At 61.8% G+C, this 15,040-nt stretch carries 15 protein-coding genes; 8 read left to right on the top strand and 7 right to left on the bottom strand.

Annotated elements, in window-relative coordinates:
* Window positions 1-211 precede the first annotated feature (211 nt).
* Genes D1159_RS08945 through D1159_RS08955 form a run of 3 tightly spaced genes read left to right on the top strand, consistent with a single transcriptional unit; the run spans window position 212 to window position 2,320 of the window.
* The gene (locus D1159_RS08945) at window positions 212-553 is read left to right on the top strand and encodes a DRTGG domain-containing protein (protein WP_161845326.1); all 342 of its coding nucleotides are present in this window, start codon (window positions 212-214) and stop codon (window positions 551-553) included.
* Between the two features lie 3 nt (window positions 554-556).
* On the top strand, window positions 557-979 hold the full coding sequence (locus tag D1159_RS08950; RefSeq protein ID WP_161845327.1) for an ATP-binding protein: 423 nt from the start codon (window positions 557-559) through the stop codon (window positions 977-979).
* A 30-nt stretch (window positions 980-1,009) separates the two neighbouring features.
* Complete coding sequence (locus D1159_RS08955; RefSeq protein WP_161845328.1) at window positions 1,010-2,320, top strand: [Fe-Fe] hydrogenase large subunit C-terminal domain-containing protein; 1,311 nt, start codon at window positions 1,010-1,012, stop codon at window positions 2,318-2,320.
* 63 nt (window positions 2,321-2,383) lie between these two features.
* Here the strand turns inward: D1159_RS08955 and D1159_RS08960 are convergent, their stop codons facing one another.
* The 5 genes from D1159_RS08960 to D1159_RS08980 all read right to left on the bottom strand — a co-directional run bounded on the left by D1159_RS08960 (window position 2,384) and on the right by D1159_RS08980 (window position 7,079).
* The gene (locus D1159_RS08960; protein WP_161845329.1) at window positions 2,384-3,619 is read right to left on the bottom strand and encodes an amidohydrolase; all 1,236 of its coding nucleotides are present in this window, start codon (window positions 3,617-3,619) and stop codon (window positions 2,384-2,386) included.
* A 6-nt stretch (window positions 3,620-3,625) separates the two neighbouring features.
* Window positions 3,626-3,931 (bottom strand): TIGR04076 family protein, encoded by a 306-nt coding sequence (locus D1159_RS08965; RefSeq protein ID WP_161845330.1) that lies wholly within the window; start codon window positions 3,929-3,931, stop codon window positions 3,626-3,628.
* A 93-nt stretch (window positions 3,932-4,024) separates the two neighbouring features.
* The gene (locus D1159_RS08970; protein ID WP_161845331.1) at window positions 4,025-4,738 is read right to left on the bottom strand and encodes a flavodoxin family protein; all 714 of its coding nucleotides are present in this window, start codon (window positions 4,736-4,738) and stop codon (window positions 4,025-4,027) included.
* Window positions 4,739-4,751: 13 nt separating this feature from the next.
* Window positions 4,752-6,125, bottom strand: coding sequence for an amidohydrolase (locus tag D1159_RS08975; protein ID WP_161845332.1), 1,374 nt, complete (start codon window positions 6,123-6,125; stop codon window positions 4,752-4,754).
* Between the two features lie 69 nt (window positions 6,126-6,194).
* Entirely contained in the window at window positions 6,195-7,079 is an 885-nt protein-coding gene (locus D1159_RS08980) for a MurR/RpiR family transcriptional regulator (RefSeq protein ID WP_161845333.1), read from the bottom strand.
* Between the two features lie 458 nt (window positions 7,080-7,537).
* Here D1159_RS08980 and D1159_RS08985 point away from each other — a divergent pair, with 458 nt between their 5' ends.
* The 5 genes from D1159_RS08985 (at window position 7,538) to D1159_RS09005 (ending at window position 13,008) form a co-directional block, all read left to right on the top strand.
* The gene (locus D1159_RS08985) at window positions 7,538-9,094 is read left to right on the top strand and encodes an ABC transporter substrate-binding protein (protein WP_161845334.1); all 1,557 of its coding nucleotides are present in this window, start codon (window positions 7,538-7,540) and stop codon (window positions 9,092-9,094) included.
* A gap of 98 nt (window positions 9,095-9,192) precedes the next feature.
* Window positions 9,193-10,119 (top strand): ABC transporter permease, encoded by a 927-nt coding sequence (locus tag D1159_RS08990; protein WP_161845335.1) that lies wholly within the window; start codon window positions 9,193-9,195, stop codon window positions 10,117-10,119.
* A gap of 12 nt (window positions 10,120-10,131) precedes the next feature.
* A complete protein-coding gene (locus D1159_RS08995; protein WP_161845336.1) occupies window positions 10,132-11,025 on the top strand; it encodes an ABC transporter permease in 894 nt (297 codons plus the stop codon).
* A gap of 13 nt (window positions 11,026-11,038) precedes the next feature.
* Window positions 11,039-12,058: an ABC transporter ATP-binding protein gene (locus D1159_RS09000; RefSeq protein WP_161845337.1), complete on the top strand. Its 1,020-nt coding sequence runs from the start codon at window positions 11,039-11,041 to the stop codon at window positions 12,056-12,058.
* Window positions 12,049-13,008, top strand: a complete 960-nt coding sequence (locus D1159_RS09005) for an oligopeptide/dipeptide ABC transporter ATP-binding protein (protein WP_161845338.1) — start codon at window positions 12,049-12,051, stop codon at window positions 13,006-13,008. The genes D1159_RS09000 and D1159_RS09005 overlap by 10 nt, the downstream gene beginning before the upstream one ends.
* Before the next feature lie 111 nt (window positions 13,009-13,119).
* Here D1159_RS09005 and D1159_RS09010 read toward each other — a convergent pair whose 3' ends face one another.
* Both D1159_RS09010 and ribF read right to left on the bottom strand, forming a co-directional pair.
* On the bottom strand, window positions 13,120-14,007 hold the full coding sequence (locus D1159_RS09010) for an RluA family pseudouridine synthase (RefSeq protein ID WP_161845339.1): 888 nt from the start codon (window positions 14,005-14,007) through the stop codon (window positions 13,120-13,122).
* A gap of 117 nt (window positions 14,008-14,124) precedes the next feature.
* On the bottom strand, window positions 14,125-15,036 hold the full coding sequence (ribF, locus tag D1159_RS09015) for a riboflavin biosynthesis protein RibF (RefSeq protein WP_161845340.1): 912 nt from the start codon (window positions 15,034-15,036) through the stop codon (window positions 14,125-14,127).
* Between the last annotated feature and the right edge of the window lie 4 nt (window positions 15,037-15,040).

The raw sequence follows: 15,040 nt of genomic DNA on the forward strand, positions 1-15,040 counted from the left end.
CCTTCGCCGTCCATGGACAGCCGGCCTGTGCACGTCCAAATGCGCACAGGCCGGTATTTTTTGTTTGTATCTGAAGGCCGGTTCCAGATTTATGAGACGGCGTGGAAAAAGTCCAAACATCTCTTTACACCCATGCCGTCTTTGTGATAGAATACATCTGTGTTTAGAATTGAGAGTTTACTTATGGCACCCAGCGGACAGGAGGCAAAAGATGCGGTTGAGTCAGGTAAAAGAGATCCTAAACGCTGCGGTTCTCTGTGGGTCGTCCCGGCTGGAGGAGGAGGTCACCTCCTGCTGCGGCAGCGATTTTCTCAGCGATGTGCTGGCCTATGTCCACGATCAAAATCTCCTGCTCACCGGGATGGTTAATTCCCAGGTGATCCGCACCGCGGAGATGACCGACATCAAGTGCGTGGTTTTTGTCCGGGGCAAGCAGCCCGGGGAGGACATTGTCCGCCTGGCGCAGGAGCGGGACATCGTGGTCATGACATCGGGCGAGCAGATGTACACCGCCTGCGGACTTTTGTACAGCAATGGACTAAGGGGGAATTGACAAATGGAACCTGTAAAAATGGTATACCCGGTAGAGGGCGGGGACTTTATCGAGGCCGGCGAGGCCTCCAGCAAGATGAAAATGGCCCTGAAAAAGCTGGGCCTGCCCTCGGATGTGATCCGCAAGGCGGCCATCTGCATGTACGAGGGGGAGATCAACATGGTCATCCACGCCAACGGCGGACAGGCAGAGGTTACGGTGACCATGGATCAGATTGTCCTGCGCATGGTAGACCAGGGTCCCGGCATTCCCGACGTGCCCAAGGCCATGGAGGAGGGCTATTCCACCGCCGGCCCCGAGATCCGAAGCCTGGGCTTCGGCGCCGGCATGGGCCTGCCCAACATGAAGCGTTATTCCGACGAGATGACCATTGAGACCGAGGTGGGAAAGGGTACCACGGTGACTATGATGCTGAAAATCGGATAACCGCCCCCCTCTTCTGGAGATGATGCCGATATGAAACACGCTGTTGTCATAGACGGAAACCGGTGCCGCGGCTGCACAACCTGCATCAAAAACTGTCCCACGGAGGCCATCCGGGTCCGCCGGGGCAAGGCCACCATTCTGCCCGACCGCTGCGTTGACTGCGGCCGCTGCATCCAGTTTTGTCCCCACCGGGCCATTAAGTCCGTCAGCGACAGCCTGGACGGGCTGGAGCGCTTTCGCTTCTGCGTGGCGGTGCCGGAGCCCGCGCTTTACGGACAGTTTCACCATATGTGGGACATTGATCTGGTGCTCAATGGTCTGCTTCAGGTGGGTTTTCACAAGGTATATGAGGCGTCCAAGGCGTCAGAGCTTCTGTCCGAGTTCACGTTCAGCGGGGAGCACAGGAACTCGGAGCGTCCTTCGCCTCTGATCTCCTCTCACTGCCCTACCATTCTGCGCCTGATCCGCATCCGCTTTCCCCGGCTGATTGAGCATATCGACCCCCTCATTCTCCCCATGGAGCTGGCCGCCATCCAGGCCCGGCGGGAGGCGGCGGCGGAGACCGGCCTGCCTCCGGAGGACATCGGTGTATTTGCCATTGTGCCCTGTCCCGCCAAGGTCACCGCCGTCCACAAGCCCGAGGGGCTGGAGCAGCCTGTTTTGGACGGCGCCTTTGCCATTCGGGACATTTATCTCCGCCTGCTCCATCCCATGAAGGAGCTTGGTGCGCTTACGCCCATGCGCTCCGCCGGGGCCACCGGCATCGGCGTGGCGGTGGCCAGCGGGGAGAGCCACGCCCGGGGCTCCACCCGCTTTCTGGCGGTGGACGGCATTGACAACGCCATCCAGATGCTGGAGCAGATTGAGGACGGCCGCCAGCCAGAGGTGGATTTTATCGAGCTGTCCGCCTGTACCCAAGGGTGCGTGGGCGGCTGTCTCAACGTGGAGAATCCCTACTCCGCCCGGATGCGCATCCGCCGCATGATGAAGACTCTGCCCCCGACCCAGCATACCGCGCCGGTCACTCCGGAGGAACAGGAGGCTTTGAAATTTAACCGCATTCTCCAGTACAGCCCCGCTTTCCAGCTGGATGAGGACCGGAGCCAGGCCATGTCCAAGCACCTGCGGATCGAGGCGTTTGAGAGCCGCCTCCCCGGCCTGCACTGCGGCTCCTGCGGCGCGCCCAACTGCCATGCCTTTGCGGAGGACGTGGTGCTGGGCTTCGCCTCCCCCGACGACTGCATCTTTAAGGTGCGGGAGCGAATGCGCAACGTGGCCGGCCCGGGCGGACCCGACGCTTATCTCCCGCCCCCCTTCCGCCAGAAAAAACAGGCCGACTGACCGAACAAAAAGCGAGGAACGGAATTTAATCCGTTCCTCGCTTTTTTTGGTGCCGGCCATCTCCTACTCTGCATAGAGCAGGTCAATCAGGGTACACGTCATCATTTTCGACGGCAGCAGGTAGGCCATCTCCTCGTCCTCAATGCGGAAGCGCTCCGAGTGCAGGGCGCCGGAGAAGCCGCCCACCACAATCTGCGATGTGGGCACCTGCTTTGACACATCCCCCAGGTCGTTGCTGTAGTACCCATGGGGACGGACAGGCACCGCCGTGCCGGTGATAGCCTGGCAGTTGTCCATGTACACGCGGCTGAGCGCTTCATCCGCGATAAAGGACTGATAGCCGGGGATTTTTTCACAGTCCACCTGGCACCCAATGCTCCCCGCGGCTCCCTGGACGGCGCGGCACACCTTGCCGTCAATCTCCTCCAGAATGGCGGGCGTCTTGCTTTTGGTCGTCACCCGCAGCCTGACATAGTCGGGGATGGCGCCGGGCGCCTGTACAATCTCGTCCATGGCGGTGAGAATAATGGAGTAGTCGTCCAGGGCCAACGACTCCCGCACGCACTGCAACGCATGCAGGGCCAGCACGGCCCCGTTGAGGGCGTTGATCCCCTTGCTGGGGTCCATGGTGGGGTGGGCGGTGCGGCCGCGGATATCAAAGACCCAGCGGTTGTACCCGTCGCACCCCGCGGAGAGAAGGGCGGGCTGAGTCACCTTGCTGTCATTGATCAGCGCGTGGGTGCTGAGCAGGCCCTCCACCCCCGCAAAGCATCCCCGGGCGAGCATCTCCTGCTTACCGCTGGCGCTGTGAAAGCCCTCCTCCCGGCACAGGGTGTCATAGAGCTCCTTGGGAACGGACCCTTCCTCCGCCGGACAGCCGAAGAAAGACACCGTCCCTGCCAGGAACTGGGCCACTCCGCTCTCCTTCAGCGCCCTTGCCACCCCCGCCAGGGCGGTGGTCTGGATGTGGTGGCCGCACACATGGGCGGCGCCGGTGGCAGTGTCCGCGTCGGGGTGATTGGGCAGATAGAGGGCGTCCAGCTCCGCAATGACCCCAAAGTTCCGCCCTGGCCTGCCCAGGGGCAGCCTGGCCGTGACGCCGGTGTGGGCCGTCCGCGTCACCTCCGCCAGCCCCAGGGCGCTGAATTCGTCCAGCAGCCTCTGGGCGGTATATGTCTCCCGAAAGGCCAGCTCGGGATGGCGGTAAAAATCCCGGCCCAGGTCCAGATATGCCTGGCGGTGTTTTTGGATATAATCCAGCGCCGCCGCCTTTAACTGCGCTTTGTCAGGCGATTTCATCGCTTCTTACTCCTCTTCCTCTACCGCCTCGATCCGGAAGTTGACCGTAACTACGGGATCCGGGCAGGCCACCAAAGTGCAGCCCTCCTTGGCATCCCAGGGATGCCGCCCCCCCAGCTCCAGCACCCGCAGGGCGGGCCACAGGCTGTGGAACGCGGCGGCGCAGAAATTCTGGGGGCAGCGCTCAAAGTCAAACTCAAAAACCTGTCCCTCCTGGTGGCAGCGGCAGGTGTGCCCGTTTTCCGGGTGGGGCCGGCAGTGATCAACGACAATGCGGACCTTCTTCGGCTTCTGATAGCTGTGGTTATCCATACTCAATGACCTCCTAATTTTGTCGGGTTGTCTTCTCTTTACTTGGGGGAAAAGACGCCCTAAGACGGCGCTTTTTCCTTTTTCAAACGTGGCCTAGGTCAAGCCCAGCTGTCTCCTGGCCTGGGCCATCTGCTCCTGGGACGCAAAGCCCGCGCAGTTGGCCGCGCTCACCTGCCCTTCCAGGCAGGCCAGTCCCGCCTGGACAATCTTTGCCGCCCAGGCCACTTTTCTCCCCAGGGCCTCCAGCTCCAGAGTCCCCGTGGGGTCGTCAAACGCTCTCTCGTTTTGGGACCAGACTGCGGCGCCGTTGTAGAAATACACACCGCCGCCCACGACATTGGTCCCCGTACTCTGCAGCGCGGCGTTCATCGCCGCCAGGGCCGTGTCCTGTCCGCCGTTGCGCCGTCCCCCCACGGCGATGCAGCCCCCCATACGCATTCCCGCCATTCCCCGGGGGCTCCGGCTGCCCCCGGCGGGGCGCATCCGGTTGAGGAAGTTCATCAGCAGCCCCGTGGGATTCATGGAGTAGACCGGGGACGCCAGGAGGATCCCATCGCAGCCCAGGTACAAGGGGAAAAACTCCGCCGCGAAATCATCCTGAAATACAGGGCAGTGGTCCAGTCCCCGGGTCCGGCAGGCGTTGCACCCGGTGCAGCAGCGGATCTCCTTCCCGGCCAAATCAATCTGGACGGTCTCCACCCCTGGGACCTGGGCCGCGGCTTCCAGACTGATCCCCAGCGCCTTGGCCGCCGCCCCCCGGCGTGGGCTTCCGTTTACCCCCAAAATAAGGGGTTTTCTGTGCTCCATCCCCGCCCCTCCGTTACCTTGACATGATGCCGGAGGCGGCCCGCACCTTTTCCGCGCAGCGGATGAGCTGCTCGATGACCTTCCCCTCGTCCAGGCAGGGGAAGGCTCCGTCCTCCAGCACTACCTTTCCGTTGACTACCACAGTGTGTACGTTGCTCTCTCCGCTGCAATACACCAGACTGGCCACGGGGTCCGCCACAGGGGCGGATTTCAGCACCGCCGGGTTATACAGGAAGAAGTCCGCCCGCTTTCCCGGCGCGATAATCCCCAGATCCGCCCGGTTCAGGGCCTGGGCGCCGCCCAGGGTGGCCAGCTCCAGCGTCTGGGCCGCGGTGAGGGCCTGGGCGTCCAGAGCGGACACTTTTTGCAGCAGGCAGGCCATTTTCAAGGTCTCCAGCATATCCTGCCCGTCATTGCTGCCGGAGCCGTCAATGCCCAGGCTGACGCAAATGCCCTCCTCCAGGAACCGGCGCACCGGGGACACCCCCGAGGCCAGAAGCATATTGGATACGGGATTGTGGGACACCTTCACCTCGTGGCGGCGGAACACCGCAAAATCAGGCTCCGCCATTTTGACGCAGTGGGCCAGGATACAGCGCGGCCCGAAGAACGCCTCTTTGTCCAGATACTCCACGCTGGTCATGCCAGTCTTGGCGGTGATGTACGCGTCGTCGTCCACCGTCTCCACCAGATGCTGGGTGTAGGGAATGGACAGCTCCTCCGCACACAGCCGGATCTCCCGGAAAAATCCCGGGCTGAAGTAGGGGTCGTCGAACAAGCCGGGCATTCCCGGCGCAATCAGGGCCACGTCCAGCATGGCCGGATCCTCCATGGCCCGGTGAATGCGGTCCACGGCGGCAAAGTAGTCCTGGGTGCTCTCCTTGGGCACCTTGGACAGGCCCAGGTAGTCGCCGGTGTGGCGGATGCGCCCCACATAGCCCCGGATGCCGCAGTCCCGGAAGGCCTGACACACCGCGTCGAACTGTCCCGCATGGGAGTGGCAGTACTGGAAATCCAGCATGGTGGTCACGCCGCTGCGCAGGTTCTCCATGCAGCCCGCCAGGGCCGCGTAGTAGAGGGCTTCCTCGTCCATATAGGGGGTCATCTGCCGGATGGTGCCCTCCAGCCACTGCCACAGGGGGCGCTCCTTGCCCAGCCCCTTGGTGAGCACCTGGAAGAGGTGATCGTGGGTATTGATGAAGCCGGGGACGAGATACATTCCTTTGGCGTCCAGCACCTGCGCGGGCGCGTACCGCTCACACAGGGCGCCGCCGCCGATGTCGAGGACCATACCATTATCTATGGCAACCGCGGCGCCGCCGCCGGCCTGCTGCTGCCCTGGTACTATTAACCTGGCGTCCCGCACCAGCATGTCAATCTTCTGCATAATTTCAGTATAGCTCCTTTTTCCATCCGTCCTATGCTGTGTTCCATGCAGCAAGGGCGAGGGGCTATGTCATTGCTCCGTGGGCTCCAATTTTTCCAGAAAGGGGGCGGCATTCCCGTTGGACGGGAACAGCATCTCCTCCGTATAGCTGATGGACTCCATGGAGTCGTTCAGCCGGACGGCCACCAGATAGTTAAGCACATTGTACAGCGCCACCAGCGCTGTGAGGGAGAGCATGGCGCTGTGGGTGGCGTATTGAATCACCTGGTCATAGGGCTTTACAGGGGTCTGCATAAAGGACTCGCTGTCCGTAAACCAGACGGTATAGCATCCCTTGGACTTTGCCAGATCCAGCATATCCGTGCTAAAACCCTTGCCATAGCTGTAGGCGCTTACCCCCAGCACAACGTCCCTCTCTCCCCACCACTTCAGGGCGTCCACCGTGTTGTTGAAGCCGGGGGTGAAGTGAAAGATATTCTCCCGCATTTCCCCCATGAAGATGGAGGCCATCAGATTGCAGGCCGCGCCGGTGCGGGCGGCCACAAAGCCCACCCGGCCGGCGGCTACGATCCGGTCTGCGATCTCCTCCATCTGTCTGAAGTCAACGGCGGCGAAGGTGGTGCGGATGTTCTCCCGGTCCTGATTGATGATATTCCAGCAGTTATCCCGCATCTCCCGCTGCTCGTTGGCCCTCCAGCTGCGCAGGGAGCCGGACATGCTCACCCGCTGCACCACCTCGCCCCGGATGGCGTTTTGCAGATCCTTATAGGAGTCAAACCCGATAGACTTTACAAACTTTACAATCTGGGCGTTGCTCACCCCCACGCTCTTCGCCAGCTGAGAGGCCGTACAGTATGCCGCGATATCAGGATTGGAGTTGATGTAGTCGGCTACCAGCCGTTTGCCAGGGCTGAGAGAGGGATACACCTCTTTGAGTCGTTCCGAAATCGTCATTGCCGCAAGGCCCCCTTATTTAATACGGCTTCCCAGACCAGCCGGCGGAAGGATCCCCCTGCCGGCATGAGTAAAATATATTTTACGCTTATATTATAGAGTGTAAAAATTTTTCTGTCAATGGCTTTTTGGATTTTGATTTTTACGCCTGTCAGTAGAGAAATCGTCCATTATATCTCTAATATCCGGATAAATTTCAACTTTTTTGTGACAATCGACCAATTCAGTTCAGACTTGACAGTAAAAATATTTTTATGTATACTATGCTCGAGTAAAAAATTATTTACATCCTGACCTTGGTTCCATGCAGCGCGCCCTGGCACCCCAGGGCGGGGGCACTCATTGATACAATCCAGAAATTGGAGGAGGTGCGCCGGAGCAACTTATGATATGATAGCCATAAACAACAGGAAGAGAATGTGTCACTTGCACAGAAAACAGAAAGACGAGGTGTAAACATGAAGAAGAGACCATTTCGCGTTCGCGTGAGCTGCCTGCTGCTGGCCGTGGGCTTCACCCTTGGCCTTTCGGCCTGCGGCCCAAAGCAGTCGGCCGGCCCCTCTGAGTCCAACGGTCCAACCGGCGGCGGCGCCGTGAAGGACACGGTAGTCATCGCCGCCGGGCGGGAGGCTCCCACCTTTGACACCATGAATCAGAACTGGATGATGACCTGCGTCTCCACCCTGCTCACCCATAACTGTCTGGTCCGGGTGGGGGATGACCTCCAACCCGAGCCCGATCTGGCTGAGAGCTACGAGGCTGTCAGCGACACCGAATGGGTCTTCCACCTGCGCCAGGGGGTAAAATTCCACGACGGCAGCGACATGGACGCCGAGGATGTCAAGGCCACCCTGGAGAAGGCGGCCACCGTGGCCCAGGCCAAGCAGTATGTAGAGAAGATCGCCAGCGTCGAGGTTGTGGACCCCTATACTGTAAAGATCACTACCAACGGCCCCTGCTCCAGCCTGCTCATGGACCTGACCAACCAGCAGGTATCCATTCTGAGCAAGGATGACATTGACGCCGGCGTGGACTTCAACACCCACGTCAACGGCACCGGCCCCTACAAGTTCGTGGGCTATACCCCTGGGGACAAGATCGAGTATGAGGTCAACGAGAACTATTTCAATCCCGACGAGAAGCCCGCCATTGCCCACATGATCTGGCGCATCATCCCCGAGGGCTCCGCCCGCACCATCGCCCTGGAGTCCGGCGCCGTGGACTATCTCTACGACCTGGAGACCGTCGACGTGCCCAAGCTGGAGGCGAATTCTAATGTAGAGGTGCTGCGTCAGGACAGCGCGGGCCTGGTCTACGTCATGATCAACAACGAAAAGCCCCCCTTTGATAATGTGATGTTCCGCCGGGCCATCTCCGCGGCCATCGACCGGGAGAGCATCATCAAGGTCACCATGAACGGCTTTGCCAATCCCGCCATCTCCAACGCTCCTGCGGGGTATACCTGCTCCACCAATGACAACGCGGTGGGCTATGACCTGGACAAGGCCAAGGAATATCTGGCCCAGTCCGGAGTGGATCCCTCCACGGTGGAGATGCCTCTGGTCTACACCAGCGACGCCGACCTGCGCACCGCCACCATCATCCAGGCCAATCTGGGAGAGCTGGGCATCAAAGTCACCCTGGAGTCCATGGACAACGCCACCTGGCTGTCCAGCTACGCCAGCGGGGACTATACCGCCGGCATCATCCAGCTGGCCCAGCGGACCATGGAGCAGTGGGTCACCACCCTTTACCACTCCAAGAACATCGGCGCCACCAACGGCACCCGGCTGAACGACCCTGAGATCGACGCTCTTCTGGACCAGGCGGCGGTCACGCTGGACGACACCCAGCGCCAGGCGCTGATGACTCAGTGTGTGGCCCGCCTCAATGAGCTTTGTCCCACTATCCCCCTGTACAGCGCCATCTATGTGAAAGCGTACAACAGCGGTCTGGGCGGAGCCAACTGCAACGCCACAGGCGCGGCCTACTACCACTGGCTCTTCTGGAAATAAGAGGTTTTCCGCGTAATTGAATCACCCGGCAGGCCGCCTGGGGGCGGAGTAAGGCGTCCCCCAGGCGGCAGAGCCGAAGAAGAGGAAGGGGAAGAGGAATGTTAAAGTACATATTAAAGCGTCTGATCTCTCTTCTGCCAGTCATTATTGGCGCGACGCTCATTGTATATCTCATTCTAAATATGGCCCAGGGGGATCCGGCGCGGATTATTCTAGGAGAGAACGCCACGCCGGAGGCCATCGCCCAGCTCCGGGAGGAGATGGGCCTCAACGACCCCGTTCTGGTCCGGTATGGGCGGTACATGCTCAATCTGGTCCACGGAGACATGGGCACCTCTTACCGCACCAACGCCCCGGTTTCTGACGAGATTTTCGCCCGGCTGCCCTATACGCTCTGGCTGGCGGCCGCGTCAATCATCATCTGCATTTTGCTGGCCCTTCCCCTGGGGACAATCGCGGCCATCAAGCAGAACTCCTTTTTGGACGGCCTGTGCATGGTGCTCTCCCTGCTGGGGGTGTCCATGCCCTCCTTCTGGCTGGGGCTGCTTCTGATTCTGCTGTTCTCCCTGACGCTGGGCTGGCTGCCCCCCTTCGGCGCGGACGAGTGGAAGAGCGTGATTCTGCCTGCCTTCGCCCTGGCCGTGAGCTCAATGGCCTCCGTGGCCCGCACCACCAGGGCCTCTATGCTGGAGGTCATCCGTCAGGACTACATCCGCACCGCCCGCAGCAAGGGCATCTCCCAGGGACGGGTCATCCGGCGGCACGCCCTGCGCAACGCCATGATTCCCACCATGACCTCCATCGGCATCCAGGTGGGCTTCCTGCTGTCCGGCTCGGTGCTGGTGGAGACCGTCTTCTCCTGGCCGGGGATTGGCCGGCTGATGATCACCTCCATCCAGCAGCGGGACATCCCCACGGTGCTGGGCTGTATCATCATTTTCGCCATCTTCTTTTCCATTGTGAATCTCATCGTGGATCTCCTGTACGGCTTTATCGATCCGCGGATGAAATCCCAATACGCGTAAGGGGGGATAGTTATGGCAGTACAAGCGGCGGCAAAGCCAGCATCCCGGGACGCCAGACGGCACAACAGCCAGATGTATGACGCCATGCGCCGGCTGGCCCAGAACAAGACGGCGGTCCTTGGGTTTATCATCATTCTCATCATGATCCTCCTGGCCGTCTTTGCGGATGTGCTGTTCAACTATGAGCAGACGGTCATCAAGCAGAATTACGCCGAGATGTGCCAGGGGCCCTCCCTTGCCTACCCCTTCGGGACGGATGAGCTGGGCCGGGACATTCTGGCCCGTGTGATCCACGGGACCCGTGTCTCCCTGTCCATCGGGTTCGCCGCCACGATTATGGCGTCCTTCCTGGGCGGGGCCATCGGCGCCGTCTCCGGCTTCTACGGCAGGCGGGTGGACATGATTATTTCCCGGGTTATGGATATGCTCATGGCCATCCCGGGGACCTTGCTGGCCATCGCCATTGTGGCGGCGCTGGAAACCTCCATGCGGAATCTTATTCTGGCCCTCACCATTTCCAGCATTCCCAAATTCGCCCGCATCACCAGAGGGGCCGTGATGACGGTGAAAGACTGTGAGCACATCGAGGCCGCCCGGGCCATTGGGGCGAGAAACGGCACCATCATTATCCACCATGTGCTCCCCAACTGCCTGGCCCCCATTCTGGTGGAGCTGACCATCAGCGTCTCCTTCGCCATTCTCACTATTTCGGGCCTGAGCTTTCTGGGGCTGGGGGTACAGGCCCCCCGGCCGGAGTGGGGCGCCATGCTGGCCAGCAGCCGGACCTATATCCGGGACTACAGCTATATGACCTTTTTCCCCGGCCTGGCCATCATGCTGACCATTCTGGCCTTCAATCTTCTGGGAGACGGCCTGCGGGACGCGCTGGATCCCAGACTCAAGTGACAGGAGGGGCGAGATGAGCGATCAGAAGAGACACGGCAGTCTGGCCCTGGACATCCAGGGCCTTGTGGTAGAATTTCACACCCTGGACGGGGTGGTACACGCGGTCAACGGCCTGGACCTGTCCATTGAGCAGGGGACCACCCTGGGCCTGGTGGGGGAGACCGGGGCGGGGAAGACCACAACCGCTCTGTCCGTGCTGCGCCTGCTGGCCCAGCCCGCCGGGCGCATCCGCGCCGGGTCCATCCGGCTGGACGGGGAAGATCTGCTGGCCAAGAGCGAGCAGGAGATGGGGAAAATCAGGGGAAAACAGGTCTCCATGATCTTTCAGGACCCCATGACCTCCCTCAATCCCGTGATGACCGTGGAGCGGCAGATCGCCGAGGTCATCGCCCACCACACCCGCCTGCCGGAGCGGCAGGCGGTGGAGCAGGCCAGACAGATGCTGGAAACCGTCGGCATCCCGGGGGAGCGGGGCTCCGAATACCCCCACCAGTTTTCCGGCGGCATGAAGCAGCGGGTGGTCATCGCCATGGCCCTGGCCTGCTCCCCCCAGCTGCTCATCGCGGACGAGCCAACCACCGCCCTGGATGTGACCATCCAGGCCCAGGTGCTGGAGATGATGAAGCAGCTGCGGCAAACATATCAGATGTCCATGCTGATGATCACCCACGATCTGGGCATCGTGGCGGAGACCTGCGACCGGGTGGCGGTCATCTACGCCGGCCGCATTGTGGAGTATGGCACCCTGGAGGATATCTTTGAGCACACGCTCCACCCCTACACTAGGGGGCTGTTCGACTCCCTGCCCAATCTGGAGGACCGCACCGCCCGGCTCAAGCCCATTCCGGGGCTGATGCCGGACCCGGCCAACCTGCCGGAGGGCTGCGCCTTCTGCACCCGCTGCGCCTACGCCACGGATCAGTGCGCCCAGCACAGGCCGGAGCGCTTCTACCGGACCCAGGAGCACTACGCGGAGTGCCACCGCTGCCGGCAGATCTGCTTTGAGAAGGGGGGAAGCGCCGTATGGGAGTAACATCCACCGCGCCTCTGCTTCAGGTCAATCACCTGAAAAAGTACTTTAAAACGCCCCGGGGCACCCTCCACGCCGTGGACGACGTCACCTTCACCCTGGAGGCGGGGCGGACCTTGGGTGTGGTGGGGGAGTCGGGCTGCGGCAAGTCCACCATGGGCCGGGCCATCCTCCGCCTGCTGGAGCCCACCGGGGGCGAGGTACGCTTCGCGGGCGAGGATGTGAGCAAGCTCAGCCCCGCCCAGATGCGGGCCATGCGCACCAAGATGCAGATGATCTTTCAGGACCCCTTCTCCTCCCTGGATCCCCGCAAGTCGGTGGGCCAGACCATCGCGGAGCCCATCCGCCTGCACAGGCTGATCCGGGGGAAACAGGAACGGCAGGCGCGGGTTTTGGAGCTGATGGAGACCGTGGGCCTGTCCGAGCGGCTGGTAAACGCCTACCCCCACGAGCTGGACGGGGGCCGGCGCCAGCGCATCGGCATCGCCCGGGCCCTGGCCGTCAATCCCAAATTCATTGTATGCGACGAGCCGGTGTCCGCCCTGGACGTGTCCATTCAGGCCCAGATCCTCAACCTGATGAAGGATTTGCAGGAGAAAATCGGCCTGACCTATCTGTTCATCACCCACGACCTGTCTGTGGTCAACCACTTCTCAGACGACATTATGGTGATGTACCTGGGGCGGCTGGTGGAGAAGGCCCCTTCGGAGGACCTCTTCTCCCACCCCACACACCCCTATACAAAGGCGCTTCTCAGCGCCATCCCCATTCCCAAGCTCCACCGCGAGACAAAGCGGATTCTGCTCAAGGGGGAGATCACCTCCCCCATCGATCCGCCCAACGCCTGCCGGTTCGCCAACCGCTGCCCCCACGCCACCGATCAGTGCCGGCAGCAGGAGCCCCCATTGCGAGAGCGCGCCCCCGGCCACTTTGTGGCCTGCTTTAACCAATAAATACCCTCTCTTTGCTGCCGGTCCCCACCTGGACCGGCAGCTTTTTATGCGCTCCGGGAGAAAAAAGAAGCGCACGCAGGTTTTCGCTGCGGTGCGCTCTCGTGTCACATATTACCGGCACAGCCGGCGGAAGGCGGCAGGCTCTCTGGCGGAGAAGGTCCGCACTTCCCCTGTGCGGGGGTCCTCCAGGCGCAGCTCGTGGGCGTGGAGGCACAGCCGGCCCAGGGGGCGGCTCTCCGCGCCGTACTGCCTGTCTCCGGCGATGGGACAGCCTATCTCCGCCAGCTGCACCCGGATCTGGTTCTTCCGCCCGGTCTCCAGGTCAATGTCCAGCAGGGCGTACCCCCCGCCGGCGGCGATTACCTGATACCGGGTCACCGCCTCCCTGGCGTCCCCGCCGGGGCCCCCGGCATAGACCAGGTGGGTTTTGGTCTCCCGCAGATAGGACACCAGCCGGTCCTGGGCTTTGGGCGGGACGCCCTCCACCACCGCCCGGTACCCCCGGCGCAGCACCCGCCGGTCCCACGCCTCCTGAAAGGCCAGCTTTGTCTCCTCGTTCTTGGCAAAGAGCACCACGCCGGAGGTGTCCCGGTCCAGCCGGTGGACCACGAACACCCGCCCGCCCCGCTCCTTTTCCTCCCTGTACGCCCGGAGCATGTGGTAGGCGGTGCGCACCTTCTCCCGCTCATTGGCGATGGTGAGCAGGCCGGCGGGCTTGTCGATGACGATAATGTCCCTGTCCTCATAGAGCACGGGGAAGGGCAGCGCCGGGGCGGGTTTCTCCTGCCGGGGCAGCAGCTCCACCCGGTCCCCCGGGGCCAGAGGACAGTCGTGGCGCTTGCGCGCCCGGCCGTTGACCAAAAACTGCCCCCCGGACAGCATGGATTTTACATTATTCCTGGATTTCCCGGCCACATGGGCCAGAAGAAAGGGGAGCAGCGTGGTCTTCTCCTCTGCAACGCCCACCAGGGCAGGGCGCTTCTCGGCGGTGTCCTGCATAACGGTCTCCTTTATCCCAACTTTTCTTATCGTTATCATACCATACCGCCGGAAAAAGCACAACAACCGCGCGCCCCGGGGAGGCGGGGCGGCCCGGAACAATCCGGCCGCAATGTTTTACGTGCCTTGGAAGTAATCTCTGGTCTCCTCCGCGTTTTTCATCACCTCCCGGCGCAGGGCGTCCAGGCTGGGGAATTTCCGCTCCCCCCGCAGGCGGCGGTAGAACTCCATGCGGATGCTCCGGCCGTAGAGGTCCCCGCGGAAGTCCAGAATAAACCCCTCTGCGTTGACCTCGTCCCCGTCGTCCACGGTGGGGCGGGTGCCCACGTTGGTCACGGCCATACGGCTCTCCCCGTCCTCAAAGCACACCTTGCAGGCATACACTCCGTAGGCGGGGACCAGCACCCCCTTGGGGAAGCGCAGGTTCACCGTGGGGAAGCCCAGGCTGGAGCCCAGGCGCTTGCCGTGGGCCACCGTATTGGTCAGCGTGTGGGGGTGGCCCAAAAACTCCATAGCCCGCTCCATCTCCCCCTGGGCCACCAGCGTGCGGATGTAGGTCGAGGAGACGGTAATCCCGTCCCGCTCCACTCTGGGGATGATGTCGCAGCCGATGCCCAGCGCCCCGCACAGCGCCGACAGCCGCCGGGGATTTCCCTCCCCCTTGTATCCGAAGCGGAAGTCGTGCCCCGCCACCAGATGGGCCGCCCGGTGCTCTTTTACCAGATAATCCGTCACAAAGCTCCGCCAGGGCATCCCCATCATCTGTTTATCAAACCTGGCCACAATTACGTCCTGTATTCCATAGCACCGCCGCATCAGATCCGCCCGATCCTCCGGGGCGCTGAGCAGGGGCTGAGGACTGCGGAGAATCAAACTCTCCGGGTGGACGTCGAAAGTCACTGCCGCGGGGGTGAGGCCGGTGCGCTCCGCCACCTCCGCCACCCGGCGCAGCAGGGCCCCGTGGCCCAGATGGACCCCGTCAAAAAAGCCCAGGGCGATTACATGTTTCGCTGCGTTTTCTCTGTCCACTGGC

This window comes from Pseudoflavonifractor sp. 524-17, from assembly GCF_009935845.1.
In the GTDB taxonomy this organism is placed as follows: Bacteria; Bacillota; Clostridia; order Oscillospirales; family Oscillospiraceae; genus Pseudoflavonifractor_A.